General features: G+C 72.1%; 11 protein-coding genes. 4 read left to right on the forward strand and 7 right to left on the reverse strand.

The genetic code is table 11. The annotated features are described in order from the left end of the window. Positions 1-16 precede the first annotated feature (16 nt). The 3 genes from ACFW47_RS03250 to ACFW47_RS03260 all read right to left on the reverse strand — a co-directional run bounded on the left by ACFW47_RS03250 (position 17) and on the right by ACFW47_RS03260 (position 4,527). Positions 17-520: a hypothetical protein gene (locus tag ACFW47_RS03250; protein WP_386278687.1), complete on the reverse strand. Its 504-nt coding sequence runs from the start codon at positions 518-520 to the stop codon at positions 17-19. A gap of 249 nt (positions 521-769) precedes the next feature. Next, complete coding sequence (locus ACFW47_RS03255; protein WP_386278685.1) at positions 770-1,120, reverse strand: hypothetical protein; 351 nt, start codon at positions 1,118-1,120, stop codon at positions 770-772. A 35-nt stretch (positions 1,121-1,155) separates the two neighbouring features. Then, positions 1,156-4,527 carry an ALF repeat-containing protein gene (locus tag ACFW47_RS03260; protein WP_386278683.1) on the reverse strand — a complete coding sequence of 1,124 codons (3,372 nt, stop codon included), beginning with the start codon at positions 4,525-4,527 and terminating at the stop codon, positions 1,156-1,158. A 506-nt stretch (positions 4,528-5,033) separates the two neighbouring features. Here ACFW47_RS03260 and ACFW47_RS03265 point away from each other — a divergent pair. After that, positions 5,034-5,675 (forward strand): superoxide dismutase, encoded by a 642-nt coding sequence (locus tag ACFW47_RS03265; protein WP_386278681.1) that lies wholly within the window; start codon positions 5,034-5,036, stop codon positions 5,673-5,675. A gap of 125 nt (positions 5,676-5,800) precedes the next feature. Here the strand turns inward: ACFW47_RS03265 and ACFW47_RS03270 are convergent, their stop codons facing one another. Together ACFW47_RS03270 and ACFW47_RS03275 are read right to left on the reverse strand one after the other, a co-directional pair. Then, a complete protein-coding gene (locus ACFW47_RS03270) occupies positions 5,801-6,586 on the reverse strand; it encodes an SAM-dependent methyltransferase (protein WP_386278679.1) in 786 nt (261 codons plus the stop codon). A gap of 140 nt (positions 6,587-6,726) precedes the next feature. Further along, complete coding sequence (locus ACFW47_RS03275; RefSeq protein ID WP_386278677.1) at positions 6,727-7,365, reverse strand: DsbA family protein; 639 nt, start codon at positions 7,363-7,365, stop codon at positions 6,727-6,729. 145 nt (positions 7,366-7,510) lie between these two features. Between ACFW47_RS03275 and pepN the strand changes: the two genes are divergently transcribed. Then, complete coding sequence (gene pepN, locus ACFW47_RS03280; RefSeq protein WP_386278675.1) at positions 7,511-10,093, forward strand: aminopeptidase N; 2,583 nt, start codon at positions 7,511-7,513, stop codon at positions 10,091-10,093. Between the two features lie 205 nt (positions 10,094-10,298). Further along, entirely contained in the window at positions 10,299-11,363 is a 1,065-nt protein-coding gene (locus ACFW47_RS03285; protein ID WP_386278673.1) for a hypothetical protein, read from the forward strand. Between the two features lie 73 nt (positions 11,364-11,436). Here the strand turns inward: ACFW47_RS03285 and ACFW47_RS03290 are convergent, their stop codons facing one another. After that, positions 11,437-12,582, reverse strand: a complete 1,146-nt coding sequence (locus ACFW47_RS03290) for a serine hydrolase domain-containing protein (protein ID WP_386278671.1) — start codon at positions 12,580-12,582, stop codon at positions 11,437-11,439. 100 nt (positions 12,583-12,682) lie between these two features. Next, positions 12,683-13,150: an NUDIX hydrolase gene (locus ACFW47_RS03295; protein WP_386304828.1), complete on the reverse strand. Its 468-nt coding sequence runs from the start codon at positions 13,148-13,150 to the stop codon at positions 12,683-12,685. A gap of 268 nt (positions 13,151-13,418) precedes the next feature. On the opposite strand from ACFW47_RS03295, the gene ACFW47_RS03300 reads away from it, so the two are divergent. Beyond that, positions 13,419-16,715: a S8 family serine peptidase gene (locus ACFW47_RS03300; RefSeq protein ID WP_386304565.1), complete on the forward strand. Its 3,297-nt coding sequence runs from the start codon at positions 13,419-13,421 to the stop codon at positions 16,713-16,715. Positions 16,716-16,746 lie beyond the last annotated feature (31 nt).

A 16,746-nucleotide genomic window follows, 5' to 3' on the forward strand; every position in this document is an offset into this window, starting at 1 on the left:
CACGGGGCGACGCCGGCTAGTTGGTGACACGGATCTCGACCAGGACGTGCTCTCGGCCGTCGACGGACTCGCCGACGCCCTTCCACGTGTCCGCGGGGATGTCGTACTCGACCTGGTCGCCCTCGGCGGTCATCTCCAGGTGGGTGTTGGCGGAGTCGTCCGTCTTCACCCCGTGCACCGCGGGCAGTTCGAGGGTCAGGTAGCCCTCGTCGGCGGTGACCTCGAAGCAGACGTCCTCGTGGTCGCGCGCGAGGAACTGCAGGAGGTTGCCCCCGGCGGCGCAGTCGGCGAGCACGATGTGGCCGTCGCCGCGCTTGAGGACGATGTTCTGCTCGGCCAGGATCTTGTCGGCGTCCGGGTAGGCGTAGTCCTCGACGGCGTAACCGGGCGCGGCCTCGGCGACGGCCTCGGCGGAGGACCCGGTGGCACCCGCGCCTCCCTGGGCGAGCACGGCCCATGCCAGGGCGCCGGCGGTGGCCGCGGCGCCCAGAATGCGCACGAATGCGCTGCGTGACTTCATCACAGTCCTAGAAAATCGACAGTTCTTCGGGGTCAAGGTGCAAGTCCCTTATCGAAGCGGGCACTTGGCGAGCGCGTCCAATTCCTAAAACGGACAGAAATTGGGTAACCGGTGAGTATGGCTCGTGATCCGTGTCACGCCCGGGAAGGGTTGTAGTGATCTGCATAACGACTTCGTAATGGAGAGAGGAAAAGGGCGCGGAGGAAAACTCCGACTCCGCGCCCTTACCGCCCCGCGCCGTCAGGCCACTCAGCTCTTCTTGCTGAGTTTCTGCGTGATCGGGCCGTCCGGATCGAACCGGAAGAACAGCGTGTCCTGATCGTCCACCCAGAGCTGGATGCCGCCGGTCTTGCCGAGCCCGCCGTCTTCGATGCCCAGGTACACGAAATCGTCTGAACTGTCCGGATCCTCGTAGTCCCAGTCGCCGTGGAAGTCGACCGGGTCCGAACCGTCCCTCAGCGTCACGCGGGTGGCGGAGAAGGTGCCGTCCGCCGAGAGCTCGACCTGCCCGCCCCGGTCATCGCGGTACACACCGGGCAGCTTCTCCGGGTCGATCTCCCCCATGCATCCCGAGACGAGCACCGCGGAGGCGGCGAGCACGGCGGAGAGCCACCGCCCCCTTGCCCTCTCGCGCGTCACGGGCCCAGCGTAACGTCGAACTCGATCACCTGGGTCTTGGGCGACATCGGCCCCTCGTCACCGACGACCTTGTCGACGAACGCGCCCACGGTGTCGCTCCACCAGTCCGTGTACCCGATGACCGGCGGGTGCGTCGCCGACTCGATGTCCGACTCGTTGTACGCGGTGTAGCGCCAGGTGACCGACCCGTCCGCGTTCTCCCTGATGGGAGTCATACGGACCTGGTGCGAGCCCAGGAACGTGTACGCGAGGTTGCCGGTGAGCCCGCCCGTGGTGAGCGTGCCGTAGTCCGTGAGGTACTTGCCGGCGCCGTCGAAGCCGCTCAGCTGGTAGTCGTACATGTAGGTGTGGCCCAGCTCGTACTTCCCGGTGCGCTGCCACTCCCTGAGGAAGTACTCGATCACGCCCTGGGTGTGCGCGTGCTCGCGGTAGATGCCGGTGAACTCGTCGTTCGGGCCGAAACACTGCGACCGGGGGCCGGTGCCGGTCAGCCAGCTCCAGCCCAGCTCCCACGGGTTGGTGCTGTTGCTGTGCTCGATCGGGTCGCCGAACGGCGTCAGGCAGCTCTCGGCGCCGTCGGGAAGCCCGGTCTCGCCGTCGATCGGCACCTTCGAGTTGTCGATCGCGTCCTGGATCGCCTGCTGGATCGCGGCCTGGATGACCAGGATCCGCGCCTCGGTGGCGGCGACGGCCGCCTCGGCGTAGGACTTGCCCGCCGCGAGCTCCGCCTGCCGGGCCCTCGTCGCGGAGGCCTGCGCGTCGGCGGCGTAGGCCGCGGCGGTCGAGGCGGAGCGCACGGCCCGGTTGGCCGCGTCACGTGCCACGCTGCTCGCCCTGCGCGCCGCCGCGGCCGCGTTCCGCGCGGTCTGCGCGGACTTGGCGGCGGCGGCCGCGGAGGCTTCGGCGGCCTCCGCGTTCTGGCGGGCCTCCTCGGCGGAGGCCTGGGCGTCCTTCGCCCAGCCCTCGGCCTTGTTGGCCCAGTCGGTCGCCTCCTCGGCGGCCTGGCGCGCGACGGCCGCCGCCTCGGACGCGCGTGCCGCGTCCTCCAGAGCGTCCTCGGCGATCTTGGCCGCCCGCGCGATCGCCGCCCGGATCGCGCTGATGTGCGTGGCGTGGTCGTGGTCGATGCGCGCGAACTCGTGCTGCGTCGTACCGATGAACTGGCGCAGCATGTGCGTGTCGCCCTCGAGGGCGACCTTCGCCGCGGCCTGCACGTACGGGCCGCCGCTCTCCAGGAGCGTGGTGGCCGCCACCCTGTCGTCCTCGTGGACGGCCGCGGCGCGCTCCACGTGCAGGAAGGTGTGCAGCGCCTCGGCGGACCCGTCCGCCAGGGCGGCCTCGGCGGCACGCCGTACGGCGGTACCGGTGGAGGAGTCCGCGAGGAGCGTGGTGATCTCGACCTCGTTGTCGTCCCTGGCCGCCTCGACCGCGCCCTTCTCCAGGAAGGTCCGGATGGTGGCGGCGTCCTCGGTGCGCAGCGCCGCCGCGGCCGCCTCGGCCACGTTCTGCGTGGAGATCGCGGCGGTGGCCGCGGCGTTCTCCGCGTTGTCCTGCTGCAGCGCGATGACCCGGTCGGCCTCGATCCAGCGCAGGACGTCCTCGTCCGAGCCGGCGAGCGCGAACTCGGCGGCCTCGCGGGTCCACGTACCGGACCGGTCGAGCAGCCGGACGGCGGCCTGCCGCCCCTTGCTCACGGCCTCCCCGGTCCGGCCGTCCCCGAGCGCCGCCTCCATCGCGGTGATCAGCGCGACGAGTTCCTCGGACAGCCGCGCCTCCTGCGTACGCTCCCGGTTGGCGCGCTCCAGACGGTCGGTCTCCTCGCTCCGCAGCTGCCTGGCGACCTCGATCGCCTCCGCGGTCTCCTCGTTCAGCCGGGCGATCTCGGCCTCACGGGCCTCCTGCTCGACCTCCCGTGCCTCGATGACGGCGTCGTACGCCTTGTTCGCCGCTTCGACGGCGGCGTTCGCGGCGAGGGTGGAGCGGTTGGCGTAGTCCACGGCGTCGCCGGCGTGCCGGGCCGCTTCCTCGGCGGCGTCGGCCGCCTTCTCGGCGTGGTCGGCCGCGCTGTCGGCGGCGGCGGACGCGGTACGCGCGGCGGCGGCCGACCTGCGGGACAGGGCCGAGGCCCGGCTCGCGGCCGCGGTCGCCCGGCCGGCGGCGGCCTCGGCGATGGAGGCCTGGCGCTGCGCTTCGGCGGCCTGGGACTGCGCGGCGCCGGCGGCCACGGCGGCGTCCGCCGAGGCGCGGGCGGCGGCGGCCGAGTTGACCGCGGCGCCCGCGGCGGCGTTGCCCGCGGCCTCCGCGGCGTCGGAGGCGAGGGCCGCGAGCTTGGCCTTCGCGGCCACGGTGCGGACCCAGTCGACCATGGCCCGCGCGGCCTGCGCCGCCTGGTTGGCGGCGTCCGCCATGTTCGCGTTCTTGGAGGCGCTGATCGCGGCGCGGTAGGCGCGCGACGCGGCGCGCCCCGCGGCGGCGGCCGCGGCAGCGGCGGCGTTCGCGGCGGCCACGGAACGCCGGGCCGCGGCCTGCGCGGTACGCGAGGCGGACACCGCGGTCGACGCGGCGGCCGCGGCACCCTGGGCGGCCCGCGCCGCCTTGTTCGCCGCCCTGGCCGAGCGCTGCACGTCCTGCTCGGCGGCCTGCGCCTCGGCCTTCGCCTCCAGCGCGGCCGCCTTGGCCTTGTCGGCGGCCTGGACCGCCTGCTCGGACAGCTCGACCGCTTCGTCGGTCTTGCGCTCGGCGCGCCGCCCCTCCGACTCCACGATCTTGACCAGCTGCTGAATCTCCGCCGACTCCTCGTCCCGCGCCCGGGCGATGTACTGCCCCGTCGTCAGGAACCACTGGATCGCCCGCGGCGATCCGTCGTCGAGCGCCCGCTCGGCGTACTCCCGCACCTGCGGCGAGGCGGTCACGAGGATGGAGGTCACCTGGACACGCTGGTCCTCGTCGTGCGCGTCGTACTGCCCCGTGCTGAGGAAGTCCCGCAGCGCGAAGTCCGTACCGGCCTCGAGCGCCTCGGCGGACTCACGCTTGACGGCCCTGCCGCCGTGCGCGTTGACCGTGGTCACGCCCACTTCCAGGTCCTCGGTCACGGCCGCCGCGAAGCCGCCCCGCAGATAGGCCGCGACCGCCGCGTCCCCGCCCGACAGTGCCTGGCCGATTCCGGCGCGCGTGGCCTTGCCCGCGGTGACCAGCGCCTCGGTGAGCGTGAACCGGTTGTCCTCGGCCGTGGCCGCCGGCAGCCTCTCGCCGAGGAACGTGACCACGTCGTCCGCGTTGCCCACGAGCGCCGCCGCAGCGGCCGTGCGCACCGCGCGGCCGCCGGTCCGGTACGCCTGCACGACCTTGCCGCGATCGGTGTCGGGCAAGCCGGTACCGCCGTCCCCCGCCGCCGTGCCTGCCGCGTACGCGGGCCGGGACCCCAGCACTCCCAGCGGCACCGCGGCACCCGCCGCGATTCCCCCGAAAATAGCCAGTGACTGGCGTCTGCTGAATATCCGTCGTGATTGTGACACCACGACTCCCTTCTCGGTTACGAGGGGAAATCTCGCCGCCCCCTGCGATGCAAGTCCCTTATCGAAGCCGGGGCTTGGTGGACTCGTCCAATGCAGAAACCGGGCAGAAATCGGGTAACCCTCGGGTATCCGTCGTGATGTGCGTCACGCTCAAAAAGGGTTGTAGCGATCTTGGTAAAGAAATGATGGAGACCCGAATCGGCCGACTTCCCCACGCCTGCCGGGCCCGTCCCCGCCGCGCTCCGGCCCGGCGGGGGCGGGCGGCACGCCGGACCACCCCTCGGGCACCCTCGGAGCCGCTCTTGCTGCTAGCGTGCACTTGCAAGCCTTTTGCAATAAGAGGTCGGAGGGGATCCGCCATGCCCGTCTACACACTTCCTGAACTGCCGTACGACTACTCCGCGCTGGCGCCCGTGATCAGCCCCGAGATCATCGAGCTGCACCACGACAAGCACCACGCGGCCTACGTGAAGGGCGCCAACGACACCCTGGAGCAGCTCGCCGAGGCGCGCGACAAGGAGTCCTGGGGTTCGGTCAACGGCCTGGAGAAGAACCTGGCCTTCCACCTCTCCGGGCACATCCTGCACTCGATCTACTGGCACAACATGACCGGTGACGGCGGCGGCGAGCCGCTGGCCGCCGACGGCGTGGGCGACCTCGCCGACGCGATCGCCGAGTCCTTCGGCTCCTTCGCCGGTTTCAAGGCGCAGCTCACCAAGGCCGCCGCGACCACGCAGGGCTCCGGCTGGGGTGTGCTGGCGTACGAGCCGCTCAGCGGGCGGCTGATCGTCGAGCAGGTCTACGACCACCAGGGCAACGTCGGCCAGGGCTCCACCCCGATCCTGGTCTTCGACGCCTGGGAGCACGCCTTCTACCTCCAGTACAGGAACCAGAAGGTCGACTTCATCGACGCCATGTGGGCCGTCGTCAACTGGCAGGACGTGGCCAGGCGCTACGAGGCCGCGAAGTCCCGTACGAACACGCTGCTGCTGGCACCGTGACCGGCTGAGTTCCCCAGTCGTCCTGCCTCGTGATCGTCTTCTCACCCTTCACGGCGGCAGGCGGAATGAGGGAAGCCCCCGCGAGGACGTGACTCGCGGGGGCTTCCTGTGTGCCGCCGGGCGCGTCAGGGCTTGCGGGCCACGCCGCCGTGCTGGCCGATCGGCCGCGGGGCGGTGCCGTCCGGGGAGGGGTCCGGGCGCCACAGCGGGACGGAGACCACGCCCGGGTCGACCAGCTCCAGGCCGTCGAAGTACGCCGCGATCTGCTCCACGGGCCGCAGGAAGTAGGGGACGGCACCGGTCTCGTTGTAGCCGTCCTGGGCCGCCTCGTAGTCCGGGTCGGTGCCGCGCGAGCCGTCGTTGACGCACAGGTGGCTGCCGGAGGGGAGGCCGGCCATCAGGCGGCGGACCAGGTCGCGGGCCCGGTCGTGGCCGTCGACGTGGCCCAGGATGCCGCTGAGGATCAGGGCGGTGGGGCGGGACAGGTCGAGGGTGCGGGCGGCGGCCTCCAGGATCTTCTCCGGCTCGAAGAGGCTCATGTCCTCGTAGGCGGTCACGCCCTCGGGGGTGGAGGTGAGCAGGGCGCGGGCGTGGGCGAGGACCAGCGGGTCGTTGTCGACGTAGACGATCCGGGACTCGGGGGCGTGCCGCTGGGCGACCTCGTGGGTGTTGTCGACGGTCGGCAGTCCGGTGCCGACGTCCAGGAACTGGCGCACCCCCGCCTCCAGCACGAGGTACCGGATGGCGCGGCCGAGGAAGGCGCGGCTGCTGCGGGCGATGGTGACGATGCCGGGGAAGACCGCGGTGTAGGCGTCACCGGCCGCCTCGTCCACCGGGTAGTTGTCCTTGCCGCCCAGCCAGTAGTTCCAGATCCGGGCCGAGTGCGGCACCGAGGTGTCGATCTCCGTCATGGGGTGGGACTCGCCTCCAGGGTCGGTGTTGGACCCATGGTGCTACGTCCGGGAGGGCCCGCGCGGCACAACGGCGGCGACGGCGGGCGTTCCCGGCCCGTGGGGGAAGCCCGCCGCCGAGTGGTGCCGCCGGAGCGGCCCTACAGGTTGCTGAAGTCCGGGCCCTTGGTGCGGGTCCGCTTGATCTCGTAGAAGCCGGGGACGGAGGCGACCGCGAGGGTGCCGTCCCAGAGCTTGGCGGCGTCCTCGCCCTTGGGGGCGGGGGTGACGACCGGGCCGAAGAAGGCGAGCTGTTCGCCGTCGGCGCCGGGGACCGCGATGACCGGGGTGCCGACCTCCTGGCCGACCTTGTCGATGCCCTCCTTGTGGGAGGCGCGCAGCTGGGGCTCGTAGGGGGTGTCGTCCCAGTGGTCCATGAGGGACTCGGGCAGGCCCACGTCCTTCAGGGCGGCGGCGACCGTCGCCTTCTCCGGGCCCTCGCCCTGGTTGTGGAAGCGGGTGCCGAGCGCCGTGTAGAGGTCGCCGAGCACCTCCGCGCCGTGCTCCTCCTGAGCCGCGATGACGACGCGGACCGGGCCCCAGGCCTTGGTCTGGAGCATCTCCCGGTACTCCTCGGGCAGCTCGTCGAGCTTGTCCTCGTTGAGGACGGCCAGGCTCATCACGTGCCAGCGGACCTCGATGTCCCGGACCTTCTCCACCTCCAGGACCCAGCGGGAGGTCATCCACGCCCACGGGCACAGCGGGTCGAACCAGAAGTCGACGGGGGTCTTCTCCGACATGTCTCTCCTCGGGAGGCAGCAGGGCCGAGCTTTTCTCCAGGCAACGGGCCGGACGCCCTGGCCATTCCCGGCTGCCGCCCGTCAGGGGCGCATGGCAGGATCGGTGCTGTCCGCATACTGAACACCACCCGAGGGAGTGCCGCCCGTGCCCGGTGAGAATCTGTCCCGCGACGAGGCCCGGGAGCGGGCCGCCCTGCTGTCCGTCGACGGGTACGAGGTGTCCCTCGACGTGCGCTCGGCCACCGGTGGGACGGAGGGCGGGGGTCCGCGCACCTTCCGCTCCGTGACCACGATCCGCTTCCGCTGCAACGAGCCCGGCGCGAGCAGCTTCGCCGACCTGATCGCGCCGAGCGTGACCGCCGTGTCCCTCAACGGCCGCGACCTCGACCCGAGCGAGGTGTTCGACGGCTCCCGCATCGCCCTGGAGGACCTGGCCGCCGACAACGAGCTGGTCGTCGACGCCCAGTGCGCCTACTCGCGTACCGGTGAGGGCCTGCACCGCTTCGTCGACCCGGAGGACGGCGAGGTGTACCTGTACACCCAGTACGAGCCGGCCGACTCCCGCCGGGTCTTCGCCAACTTCGAGCAGCCGAACCTCAAGGCGCCGTTCCGCTTCGAAGTGCGGGCGCCCGAGGAGTGGACGGTCTGGAGCAACGGCGCCGGCGAACGCGTCGACGGGGTGTGGCGGTTCGCGGAGACGAAGCCGATCTCGACGTACATCACGTGCGTGGTCGCGGGGCCGTACCACTACGTGACCGACTCCTACGAGCGCGTGTTCGAGGACGGGACGCGGCTGGAGATCCCGCTCGGCGCCATGTGCCGCAAGGGTCTCGCGCCGCACTTCGACGCCGACGACGTCTTCCTGATCACCAAGCAGGGCCTGGACTTCTTCCACGACCGCTTCGACTTCCCCTACCCCTTCGGGAAGTACGACCAGGCGTTCGTGCCCGAGTACAACCTCGGCGCGATGGAGAACCCGGGGATGGTGACCTTCCGCGAGGAGTACATCTTCCGGGGCAAGGTGACGCAGGCGTCGTACGAGGGCCGCGCCAACACCATCCTGCACGAGATGGCGCACATGTGGTTCGGCGACCTGGTCACCATGGAGTGGTGGGACGACCTGTGGCTGAAGGAGTCCTTCGCCGACTTCATGGGCGCGTTCGCCAACGTCGGCGCGACCCGCTTCGAGGACGCCTGGATCACCTTCGCCAACCGCCGCAAGGCGTGGGCCTACCGCGCCGACCAGCTCCCCTCCACCCACCCGGTCACCGCCGACATCCGCGACCTGGAGGACGCCAAGCTCAACTTCGACGGCATCACGTACGCCAAGGGCGCCTCGGTGCTCAAGCAGCTGGTGGCGTACGTCGGCCAGGACGCCTTCCTGGAGGGCGCGCGGCGCTACTTCAAGCGGCACGCGTACGGCAACACGCGCCTCGGTGACCTGCTGTCGGTGCTGGAGGAGACCAGCGGGCGGGACATGGCCTCCTGGGCTCGGTCCTGGCTGCAGACGGCCGGCGTCAACTCGCTGACCCCGCAGGTGCTGCTGAGCGAGTCCGGCACGGTCGACGAGCTGGCGGTGGTGCAGGAGGCCGCGGAATCCCACCCCGAACTGCGTCCGCACCGGGTGGCGGTGGGCCTGTACCGGCGCACGGCCGAGGGCGCTCTGGAGCGGTACGCGCGTGCCGAGGTGGACGTCGACGGGCCGCGCACGGTCGTGGCGGAGCTGGCCGGCGCCGAGGCGCCCGAGCTGGTCCTCGTCAACGACGACGACCTGACGTACTGCAAGACCCGCTTCGACGAGACGTCGCTGGCGACGCTGCGCGAGCACCTGGGTGCGCTGACCGACCCGCTGGCCCGTGCCCTGTGCTGGTCGGCGCTGTGGAACATGACCCGGGACGCGCTGCTGCCGGCGCGGGACTTCGCCGGCCTGGTGCTGCGGTTCGCGGGGCGCGAGTCGTCCATCGGGGTGCTTCAGATGCTGCACGCCTGGGCGGAGTCGGCGCTGGTGCACTACGTCGCCCCCGACGGCCGCGAGGCCTGCGGCCGGCTGCTGGGCGAGGGTGCGCTGCGGGAGCTGCGGGACGCGGCGCCGGGCAGCGAGCAGCAGCTGGCGTGGGCGCGGTTCTTCGCGTCGGTGGCCTCCGGGGAGCCGGAACTGCGGCTGCTGCGCGGGCTCCTGGAGGGCGCGGAGAAGATCGACGGCCTGGACGTGGACCAGGAGCTGCGCTGGGCGTTCCTGGAGCCGCTCGCCGCGCACGGCCGGGCCGACGAGAAGGTGCTCGCCGCCGAGCTGGCCCGCGACGACACGGCCTCCGGCAAGCGCCACCAGGTGCGCTGCCTGGCGGCCCGTCCCTCGGCGGCCGTCAAGGCGCAGGCGTGGGCGCAGGTCGTGGAGTCGGACGCGCTGTCCAACGCCCTGGTGGAGGCGACCATCGCGGGCTTCGCGCAGCCCTCGCAGCGGGAGCTGGTCGCGCCCTACGCCGAGAAGTACTTCGCGGCGATCGAGCGGGTGTGGGACGAGCGGTCCATCCAGATCGGGATGGACGTGGTCCGGGGCCTGTTCCCGTCGCTGCGGGACTCCCAGGACACGCTGGAGGCGACGGACGCCTGGCTGTCCGCGCACGAGGACGCGGCGCCGGCGCTGCGGCGGCTGGTGCTGGAGGCGCGGGACGACCTGGCACGGGCACTGCGGGGGCAGGCGTGCGACGCGGCGGCGGCAAGCCGCTGAACACCGCAACCTCTGGCCATTGATTTGGCGCTCCGTCATCGTTACGGAATTCAGTCAACGGCAGCCGTAACCCCTGGTCCGCACCTTTGCCGACCAGGGGTTTTCGGCACCCGAACACTCGTCCTTTAGGGCGGGCTTGTCCGGATTGAGCCTCGGCCTTGTAACAGCGGTTAAGAGGCGGATCGGGCGCGGGAAATTGCCGGTCATGACGCACAACACCCCGCTCTCCCCGCGCCCCCTGCACCAGCTCGCCGCCGGCCGGCGCCGGCTGATGACCACCGCTCAGCTGCGGGCGCACGGCGTCTCCGCCGCCGAGACCCACGAGCAGTGCCGGCCGGGCGGCCCCTGGCAGCAGCTGCTCCCGAACGTCGTCCTGCTCCACCCGGGCCCGCCCACCAGCGACGAGCGCCTGCACGCGGTGCTGCTGTACGCGGCGCGGGAGCGGTCCGGCGGGCCGGGGCCCGCAGTCGCCGCGTCCGTGCCGCTCCAGCCGGGCGCGCAGGACGCGCCCGCGGCTCCCTACGCGGAGGCGATGATCACGGGACTGGCCGCGCTGACGCTGCACGGCTTGTCCACCGCGCCCCCGCTGCCCTCCCTGGAGGTCCTCGACGTCCTGGTGCCGAGACTGCGCCGGCTGCGCACGACGGGCTGCGCACGCATCGTGCGCACGACCGCGCTGCCCACCGCCGAGCTGGTCACCGGGGTTCCCGTGGCGCCGGTGGCGCGGGCGCTGGCGGACGCGGTGGCGGAGCTGACGGACGCGGGCGTGGTGCGCCGGCTGCTGACGGAGGCGGTGCGCGGCGGGCACTGCGAACCGGCGGCGGTGGTACGGGAGCTGAACCGTGCCCGGCTGCTCAGCCGCCCGCACGTGGTGGACGCCGTGGACTCGCTGGTCGCCGAGGGGCGGGCGCTGGCCGAGCAGCGCCTGTACCGGATGGTGCGCGAACACGGTCTGCCGGAGCCGCTGTGGAACGTCGACCTGCGCCTGCCCGGCGGGCCGCACCTCGGCGGCGTGGACGCCTTCTGGCCCGAGCACGCGGTGGCGCTGGAGCTGGACACCCGCGCCCACCGGCAGCGGGAGGACGAGGCGCTCTGGGCCGAACACGCCCGCAAGCGCGAGCACCTGGAGCGGCTGGGCGTCACGGTCGTGCACCTCACGCCGCGCAAGCTGCGGGACTCCCCGGAACACCAGGCGACCGTCGTACGAACGGCGTTGATGGCGGCCGGAGACCGGGAACCCGCCGCGTACGTCGTGGTACTGCCCCGGTAGTACCAGGAGGGGAGAGGAGGGGCCGCGGGGCACGACCGCCCGGCGGCCCCTCCTCACGTCCTCACACCTCTCGTCACTTGTCGCAGAACTCGGCCTCGATCACCGCACCGCTGTCCCCCGACCAGTCGCCGTTGAAGTTGAAGGCGAGCGCGTGCCGGCCGTCCCTCGTCGTCACCGCCTCCGACGTGGAGCCGTGGATGCCGCCGCCGTGGCCCCAGACGGTCACCCCGCAGTCGAGCTCCCGCCTGATCAGGCCGAGGCCGTAACCGGCGCCCTTCTCCACCTCGTCCACCGGGACGGTGGTCGTCATCTCGGCCAGTTGCTCGGCGGGCAGCAGCCGGCCCCGCAGCAGGGCGGTGTAGAAGCGGTTCAGGTCGGCGGGGCTGGAGATCATCTCCCCCGCCGCCCCGGCGATGGACGGGTTGAGCCGCGTGACGTCGTACGTCGGTCCCGTCGCCGTCCCGCCCAGCTTGGAGTAGGCGCGGCTGCTGGGCCGCGGCAGGGAGGCCCGGGTGCCGGGGACGGAGGTGGCGCGCAGCCTGAGCGGCTCGATGACGCGGCGGCGCACCTCCTCTCCGTACGGGCGTCCGGTGACCTCCTCGATCACCATGCCGGCCAGGACGTAGTTGGTGTTGGAGTAGCTCCAGTCGGTGCCCGGCGGGAAGCCCGGCTCGTGGGCCATGGCGACGGCGACCAGCTCCCGCGGCGTCACCGTGTCGTAGCGGTGCTCGAAGAAGCCCTCCTCGAGGAAGTGGGCGCGGACGAAGTCCTCGTCGCTCGTGAAGTCGTAGACGCCGCTGGTGTGGTTGAGGAGCTGGCGCAAAGTGACGCGGCCGCCGTCGTGGCCGTTGCCCTCCACCACGCCGGGCAGCCAGTCGTCCACCGTGTCGTCCAGCGAGAGCCGGCCCTCGGCCTCCAGCTGGAGCAGGACGGTGGCGACGAAGGTCTTGGTGATGCTGCCGACCCGGTAGCGGTCCCGCTCCGAACGCGGCTCGCCGGTCCGCAGGTCACCCACCCCGGCGGTCCCGGTCCACGTGCGATGGCCGTCGCGGGCGGCCGCGGTCACGCCGGGCACCCCGTCGGCGACCGCGGCCTCCATGGCACGGCGGGTCGCTTCGTGGCCGCCGGTGGCGGGCGCCGCCACGGCCGGGGCGGCCAGCACCGCCGACAGCGCCACGGCGGTGGCCGCCACCAGCGTGGCCCGTACGCGTGCGCTCATGTCTTCCCCCATCGTCTGTGTCCTCGGTGTCGCCCGGCCGGCGGGAAGGACCGCGCGGCCGGGGTGAAGGTTGAAGCCCCCGGTGGCGGTTGGGCCGGTTTCAGCCCTCGTCCGGTCCGGGGCGCCCGGGCCGCCCCGCCGGGGGCCGCTCCCGCCACAGCCGCAGCCCCGCGTCGACCAGCGGCACCCGGGTCAGGCCGGGCACGGCGTCCAGGTCCTGCCAGGCCGCCAGGTCGGTGGAGCCGCCGACCTCGAACCGCAGGTCGCCGCCGGTGACCCGGGTCTCGTAGACGAGCCGTATGCCGTGGTGGTCCACGGTCCGCCGCAGGAGGCGTCCCGGGCCGACGCGGCTCGGGCGGGTCAGCCGGTGGGAGTCGACGCCGAGCAGGGCGGTGGGCTCGACGCGGTAGCCGGTCTCCTCCTCGACCTCGCGGACGACGGTGTCGTGGGGGTCCTCGCCGTGCTCCGTCCCGCCGCCCGGCAGCACCCACTCGGGGATCCCGCCGGGGACCGGCGACCGGGCGAGCAGCACCTGTCCGTCGCGGACGCATATGGCGTAGGCCGCCACCCTCAGTTTGCGCAGCACTCCGGGACGTTAACGCGCCCGGCCACGAACCGGTCGCGGCTCACGGGAATGTCACAGGCCGTCCCTTGTGTCCCCGGTGGCGTATGGCGGAAGTACGCCATGACTCCATCCCGCCCCGGACAACTCTCCCCAAACAATGATCCCTTGGGTAAAGCTGAGCGGTCGTTCGGGATCGGATTCCGGACGACCGCTGCCAGGACCGATCGGTCCCGGTCGCACCCTCACGTTCCTTTACCAACAAGGGATGCCGATGACCCACACCCCCCAGCGCGAACCGATACGGGGCGCCAGACGCGCGGCCCGCGCCGCCGTGGCCACGGGCCTCGCCGCCGCGCTCTGCGCCGTCGGGCCGATACCGATGGCGTTCGCCGCCGACGGTCCCCAGGTCGTGCCGCCCGCCGACGCCTCCGTGAAGTCCGCGGACGACAAGCTCGGTTCGCACGACGCGGACCTGCTCGCCGAGGCGAAGGCCGACGGCACGAAGAACGTCACGATGATGGTCGCCACCGCTCCCGGCAAGACCGAGCAGGTGGTGAAGGAGCTGGACGCGGTCGGCGGCGGCAGCGTCGGCCGGACCCATGACGAACTCGGCTACGTCCGCGCCACCGTCCCCACCGCCGAGGCGGACGCGGCCATCGCCGCGGCCGCCAAGCTCTCCTCCGTGCACGGCATCGACCTGCGCGACGAGATCCCGCTGGACGACCCGACGCCGAGCGCGGACCGGGCGAAGGGCGGCGAGCACCACAAGGGCCGCAGCTACCCGGCGCCGGACCGCCGCACCCCCGCCGAGAACCCGTACAACCCGTCCTTCGAGACGGGCGCCGTCGACTTCGTGAAGAAGTACCCGAAGGCGGACGGCCGCGGCGTCACCATCGGCATCCTCGACTCGGGCGTCGACCTCGCCCATCCGGCGCTGCAGAAGACCACCACCGGCGAGCGCAAGATCGTCGACTGGGTCACCGCGACCGATCCGGTCGTCGACGGCGACCGCACCTGGCGCCCGATGCTCACCTCCGTCTCCGGACCCACCTTCACCTACGGCGGGAAGACCTGGACGGCCCCGGCGGGCTCCTACCAGGTCAGCACCTTCCTGGAGTCGTACACCACCGGCGGTGACGCCGCGGGCGACGCCAACCGGGACGGCGACACCACCGACTCCTGGGGCGTCCTGTACGACAAGGCGGCCGGCACGGTCCGCGTCGACCTGAACGGCAACCACGACTTCGCCGACGACACCCCGATGAAGCCCTACAAGGACGGCTTCCAGATCGGGTACTTCGGCACCGACGACCCGAAGACGGACGTGGCCGAGCGCCAGCCGTTCGTCGTCGAGATCCGTGAGGACGTCGTCTACAACGCGGCCGGCGCCAAGGCCGACTTCGTCAACATCGGCGTCATCGAGGGCTCGCACGGCTCGCACGTCGCCGGACTCGCCGCCGCCAACGGGCTGTTCGGCGGCCGGATGGACGGTGCCGCGCCCGGCGCGAAGATCGTCTCGTCCCGCGCCTGCACCTGGAGCGGCGGCTGCACCAACGTCGCGCTCACCGAGGGCATGATCGACCTCGTCGTCAACCGCGGCGTCGACATCGTCAACATGTCGATCGGCGGCCTGCCCGCGCTCAACGACGGCAACAACGCGCGCGCCGAGCTGTACACGCGCCTCATCGACACCTACGGCGTCCAGCTCGTCATCTCCGCGGGCAACTCCGGCCCCGGCGCCAACACCATCGGCGACCCGTCGCTGGCGGACAAGGTGATCTCGGTCGGCGCCTCCATCTCGCGCGAGACCTGGGCCGCCAACTACGGCTCCGCGGTGAAGAAGAAGTACGCGATGATGCCGTTCTCCTCGCGCGGCCCGCGTGAGGACGGCGGCTTCACCCCGACGCTGACCGCGCCCGGCGCGGCCGTCAACACCATCCAGACCTGGGTGCCGGGCGCCCCGGTCCCCGAGGCGGGTTACGACCTGCCCGCCGGCTACGGCATGCTCCAGGGCACGTCGATGGCCTCCCCGCAGGCCGCCGGCGCCTCGGCGCTGCTGCTGTCGGCCGCGAAGCAGGCGGACATCGACCTGACCCCGGCGAAGCTGCGCACGGCGCTGACCTCGACCGCCGACCACATCAAGGGCGTGCAGGCGTACGAGGAGGGCGCGGGCCTGATCAACATCCCCGACGCCTGGCGCTCGATCCTCAAGGGCGCCACCGCCCACGAGTACACGGTCAAGGCGCCGGTCGACACCGCGATCGACCAGTTCCTGAAGACCCCGGGCCACGGCACCGGGCTCTACGACCGTGAGGGCGGGCTGGAGGCGGGCGAGCGCAAGACGTACGAGATCACGCTCACCCGCACCTCCGGCGCCGACCGGGCGATCCGGCACGAGCTGCACTTCGAGAACAACACCGACCGCACCTTCCGCATCGTCGGCTCCGACGAGGTGCGGCTGCCGCTGAACGAGCCGGTCACCGTCAAGGTGCAGGCGAAGCCGCGCTCCGAGGGCATCAAGAGCGCGATCCTCGAGGTCGACGACCCGCGCACCGAGGGCACCGACAAGCTGGTCCTGACCACGGTCGTGGCCTCGGCCCCGCTGGAGTACGACTTCTCCGCGAAGGACTCCGTGCAGCGCAACAGCACCGAGTCGTACTTCGTGACCGTCCCCGAGGGCGCGAAGACGCTCGAGGTCGCGATGAGCGGGCTGAAGAGCGGCAGCCAGACCCGGTTCATCGCCATTCACCCGTACGGCGTCCCGGTCGACAACACCTCCACGCCGTACTGCTACAACAACTACCTCGACGGCAACGGCTGCCGGCCCGACGTGCGCGCGTACGCCGACCCGCAGCCCGGCGTCTGGGAGATCGAGGTCGAGTCGCGGCGCACCTCGCCGCTGCTGGACAACCCGTACGAGCTGGACGTCACCGTCCTCGGCGCGGAGTTCGACCCGGAGGTCGTGACGGTGCCCGAGGCCAAGGCCGGCACCCCGGCCGACGCCTCCTGGAAGGTGACGAACCGGTACGGCCCGATCGACGGCAAGCTGGTCGGCGGCCCGCTCGGCTCGGCCGAGACGTCCCGCCCGTCGATAGCGCAGGGTGAGACGAAGAGGTCCACGGTGGAGGTGCCCGAGGGCGCCGAGTCGCTGGACGTGGCCATCGGCGGCGTCTCCGACGCGGCCTCCGACCTGGACCTGACGGTCTACGACAAGGACGGCAACGTCGTCGGCCAGTCCGCCGACGGCGACTCGGAGGAGTCGGTCTCCGTGCCGAAGCCGGCCGCCGGCACCTACACCGTCGAGGTCGTGGGCTACTCGGTGCCGTCGGGCAGCACGGAGTACGACTACCGGGACGTGTACTTCGCCGCCGCCCTCGGCTCGGTCACCGTGGACGGCTCGGCGCCGGTGAAGCTCGGCACGGGCGACTCGGCGACGGTCTCCGGCAGCGTCACGGCGCTGGCCGCAGCGCCTCAGGGCCGTGAGTTCTTCGGCCAGGTCCAGCTGGTGAACGCCCACGGCACGGCCGCGGGGCTCGGCAGCGTGCGGATCGGCACGGTCGTGCCGTAGTCCGGTGCGGCAGGCGGGAGGGGCGGGCGCT

The sequence above is a fragment of the Streptomyces sp. NPDC058796 genome (assembly GCF_042745235.1).
In the GTDB taxonomy this organism is placed as follows: Bacteria; Actinomycetota; Actinomycetes; order Streptomycetales; family Streptomycetaceae; genus Streptomyces.